This is a genomic window from Mycobacterium sp. TH-M25, assembly GCF_057473665.1.
The window spans coordinates 1-3,940 of sequence record NZ_JBYCLA010000118.1; the positions used below are offsets into that span (position 1 = coordinate 1).

General features: G+C 66.0%; 4 protein-coding genes and 1 pseudogene. 4 read left to right on the forward strand and 1 reads right to left on the reverse strand.

The features are described from left to right. Positions 1-607 (reverse strand): annotated as a pseudogene (locus tag AC2VOU_RS04120) (hypothetical protein); the annotation flags it as partial. 58 nt (positions 608-665) lie between these two features. Here AC2VOU_RS04120 and AC2VOU_RS04125 point away from each other — a divergent pair. From AC2VOU_RS04125 to AC2VOU_RS04140, 4 genes are all read left to right on the forward strand, one after another. Further along, positions 666-1,097: an NfeD family protein gene (locus AC2VOU_RS04125; protein WP_486956205.1), complete on the forward strand. Its 432-nt coding sequence runs from the start codon at positions 666-668 to the stop codon at positions 1,095-1,097. A gap of 27 nt (positions 1,098-1,124) precedes the next feature. Beyond that, positions 1,125-2,264 carry an SPFH domain-containing protein gene (locus AC2VOU_RS04130; RefSeq protein WP_486956206.1) on the forward strand — a complete coding sequence of 380 codons (1,140 nt, stop codon included), beginning with the start codon at positions 1,125-1,127 and terminating at the stop codon, positions 2,262-2,264. A gap of 1 nt (position 2,265) precedes the next feature. Then, positions 2,266-2,622: a DoxX family protein gene (locus AC2VOU_RS04135; protein ID WP_486956207.1), complete on the forward strand. Its 357-nt coding sequence runs from the start codon at positions 2,266-2,268 to the stop codon at positions 2,620-2,622. Positions 2,623-2,770: 148 nt separating this feature from the next. Then, the coding region (locus AC2VOU_RS04140) for an MFS transporter (protein ID WP_486956208.1) at positions 2,771-3,940 on the forward strand (1,170 nt) is incomplete at its 3' end.

The window sequence follows — 3,940 nt, forward strand, 5'->3', positions numbered from 1 at the left end:
CCACCATCCCGCGCGGATCGTCGACATCGGCTCCGGTGGATCCGAGCCCGATCGCGGTGAGCGCGTCCGCCGCGGACCGCACCGCCAGCCGCAGCTCATACTCGGCCTCGCCGAGCGGGGTGTGGTCGAGCATCGGGGCGGCGGGCAAGGAATAGACCGTCCAGGACAGCGCGGCCAGTTCGGGTATCACCGGGTCGCCATCGGAACTGTCGTACTCGAATTCGGGCACCAATCCGACGGCCTTGCCGGCATCGTCTGGGTGGGTGACGATCACCGCCTCACCGGCCGCTATCGCGTCCCGTTCGAACTGGGTTCCCGGTGCCAGCCCCCGGACATCGCCGGGAACCGGCAGCACCACCGTGATCGACGGTGTACCGGATGACGACCGTCCGGCGGCCATCCGCAACGTCTGCAACAGCAAGACCACGCCCACATCGTGGACGTCAGGCCAGGGGAGACCGGTGCGACCCGCCGCGACCGCATCGTAAGCGGTCACCGATTGTGTTGGCGCCCAGCAGGATAACGCGTCGAGAACGTCGTCGGGTGCGGCCTGGCCGGCCAGCCAGGCATTGGCCCAGACCGAGAGCGTTGCGCTTGGGCACCACATGGATCCGCAGTCTAGTTGTTCGCGCGGTGCCGGGCCGATCACGCGATATCCTGACGGCATGTCCGCGGCTGTGATCTGGCTCATCGTCGCGTTGGGTCTGGCTGGCGCCGAGGCGCTCACCGGTGACATGTCCCTGCTCATGCTGGGTGGTGGCGCGCTGGCCGCAGCCGGATTCAGCTGGCTGCTGGACGCCCCGATCTGGGCCGACGGTGCCGTGTTCCTGGTGGTGTCGGTGCTGCTGCTGGCGCTGGTCCGACCGGCTCTTCGGCGGCGGCTGACCCCGCCGAACAGCCTGACGACGGGCATCGAAGCGCTGGAGGGCAAGCGCGCGCTGGTGCTCGACCGGGTAGCCCGCGACGAGGGCCAGGTGAAGGTGGACGGTCAGGTGTGGACCGCGAGGCCATTGATTGAGGGTGACGAGTTCGAACCGGGCGCAGAGGTCACCGTGATGCGTATTGATGGGGCCACCGCCGTGGTCTGGAATCCGTAATCGTTTTCAGAGGGTTAGGAGATCCCCATGCAAGGTGCAACGGCCGGGCTGGTTTTTTTCGCCGCACTGGTGGTATTCGCGATCATCGTGGTGGCCAAGTCGGTGACGCTGATCCCGCAGGCGGAAGCGGCGGTGATCGAACGGTTGGGTCGCTACAGCCGCACGATCAGCGGTCAGCTGACCCTGCTGATCCCATTCATCGACCGGGTCCGCGCCCGGGTGGACCTGCGTGAACGGGTGGTGTCGTTTCCGCCGCAGCCGGTGATCACCGAGGACAACCTGACACTGAACATCGACACCGTCGTCTACTTCCAGGTGACCAGCCCGCAGGCCGCGGTCTACGAGATCAGCAACTACATCGTGGGGGTCGAGCAGCTGACCACCACCACGCTGCGCAACGTGGTCGGCGGCATGACGCTGGAGCAGACACTGACCTCGCGCGATCAGATCAATGGTCAGCTGCGCGGCGTGCTCGACGAGGCCACCGGACGCTGGGGCCTGCGGGTGGCGCGGGTGGAGCTGCGCAGTATTGATCCGCCGCCGTCGATTCAGGCCTCGATGGAAAAGCAGATGAAGGCCGACCGCGAGAAGCGCGCCGTGATCTTGACCGCTGAGGGCATGCGGCAGGCCTCGATCACGCAGGCCGAGGGCGAGAAGCAGTCTCAGATTCTGGCCGCCGAAGGCGCCAAGCAGGCCGCGATCCTTGCCGCCGAGGCCGATCGGCAGTCCCGGATGCTGCGGGCGCAGGGTGAGCGGGCCGCGGCCTACCTGCAGGCGCAGGGACAGGCCAAGGCGATCGAGAAGACCTTCGCGGCCATCAAGGCTGGCCGCCCGACGCCCGAGATGCTGGCCTACCAGTACTTGCAGACCCTGCCGAAAATCGCCGAGGGCAGCGCCAACAAGGTGTGGGTGGTGCCCAGCGATTTCGGCACGGCGTTGCAGGGCTTCACCAAGTTACTCGGGGCGCCGGGCGACGACGGGGTGTTCCGTTTCGTGCCCTCACCGGTCGACAGCACCCCGCCTAAGCCCGAGGACGACTCGGATGTGGCCGACTGGTTCTCCACCGAGACCGACCCGGCCCTCCTGCAGGCGGTGGCCAAGGCCGAAGCAGACGCCCGCAAGCCGGTCGACGTCGCATTGCCGCTCCAGCACGAGTTGGGGCACTGAGATGGGCGCTTGGGCATCGCCGAAGACCTACGCGGGATTGGCGGCATTCCAGGCCATCGACGCGGTGGCGTGCGCGGTCCCGATCGCCCCCATCGCGAGAACGCTCGACAGCCTTGAAGTTCCGCAAGACATCCGGTGGATATTTCCGGTGTCGAAAGCGGCCTCGGCAGTCGGATTGTTTTCTGCCGGGCGGTTTCCGGCATTGGCGCGACTGACTACCGCCATGCTGACGTTGTACTTCGCCCTTGCGGTCGGTGCCCATCTTCGGGTCCGCGACCGCCTCGTCAACGTCGTCCCCGCCGCGTCTTTTCTGGCGACGTACGTCGTCCTGACCGTGAAGGGACCCGAACAGCGCTAGATGCGGGATTCATCACTACCGCTTTCAACATGGTCCCTAACGGGTACCTGACTTCTCGATGAATACCGCACGCCGGCTTTCCGGCCTCGGTCGAGGACGCCGGCGACGGTGGACCCGCGGCCAGATCCAGGTCACCGACCCCGAGATGATGCGTCAATCCCTCAAAGGCGCCTCGATCGGCAACTTCATGGAGTGGTACGACTTCGGGGTCTACGGTTATATCGCCACCATCATCGCGCAGGTGTTCTATCCCGGTAACAGCGTCAGCGCAATCCATCTGATCGCCACGTTCAGCACCTTGGCGGCAGCGTTCGCGGTGCGCCCGATCGGTGGGATCATCTTCGGCCCGCTCGGCGACCGCATCGGACGCAAACGCGTGCTGGTCATCACGATCACGCTGATGACGATCGGCACCACCGGGACTGGCCTGTTACCGAGCTACAACGCCATCGGCATCTGGGCCCCGATTCTGCTCGTGGTCGGGCGAATTTTCCAGGGACTCTCGACCGGCGGCGAGTACGTCGGGGCGATGACCTACATCGTCGAGCAGGCGCCCGACCGCAAACGCGGAAGAGTGGTGGGGTTTTTGCCGCTGGGCAACCTGGCTGGTTTCGTGGCCGCAGGTCTGATCGTCACCGCGTTGCAGACCTGGCTCCCGAGTCACGACATGCTGACCTGGGGATGGCGGGTGCCGTTGGTGCTGAGCGCGCCGCTGGGGTTGGTCGCGGTGTTCATGCGGATGCGACTCGAGGAGTCGCCCGCTTACCAGGGTGAGAGCCCGCAGGCGCCGTCCGCGGACGATTCCGGCCAGTATCGGCGCACCATCGCCGAGCAATGGAAGCCGATGCTGATCTGCGCGGCACTGGTCTACACCTCCAACGCCGCCGACTACATGCTGACCGGCTATCTGCCGACGTACCTCAAGGTGATAGTCCACATCGGCCATAAGGCCGGGCTTGCGATGATCACCGGGACGTTGACCATCGTGGCGATCCTGCTGGTGTCCGTCGCGGCGCTGTCCGACCGCATCGGCGTGAAGCCGATTATGCGTGCGGGTTGTGTGCTGCTGATCGCGGGGTCGGTCCCGGCGTTTCTGCTCATCCAGCACGGGGGCGGCTACCCGCTGATCTTCGCCGGGGTGCTGCTTCTCGGCCTGATGGAACTATGCTTCGACAGCACATCGCCGGCCACGATGCCGGCGCTGTTTCCGACCAATGTCCGCAACGGCGCGCTGGCCATCTCCTACAACGTCTCGATCTCCGCGCTCGGTGGGACCACGCCGCTGATCGCTCAAGCGTTGGTCTCGGGCACCCACAAC

Excerpts from the sequence above, each read along its gene's own strand:
- AC2VOU_RS04125 (WP_486956205.1), top strand. The coding sequence starts at position 666 with ATGTCCGCGGCTGTGATCTGGCTCATCGTCGCGTTGGGTCTGGCTGGC.
- AC2VOU_RS04130 (WP_486956206.1), top strand. The coding sequence starts at position 1,125 with ATGCAAGGTGCAACGGCCGGGCTGGTTTTTTTCGCCGCACTGGTGGTA.
- AC2VOU_RS04135 (WP_486956207.1), top strand. The coding sequence starts at position 2,266 with ATGGGCGCTTGGGCATCGCCGAAGACCTACGCGGGATTGGCGGCATTC.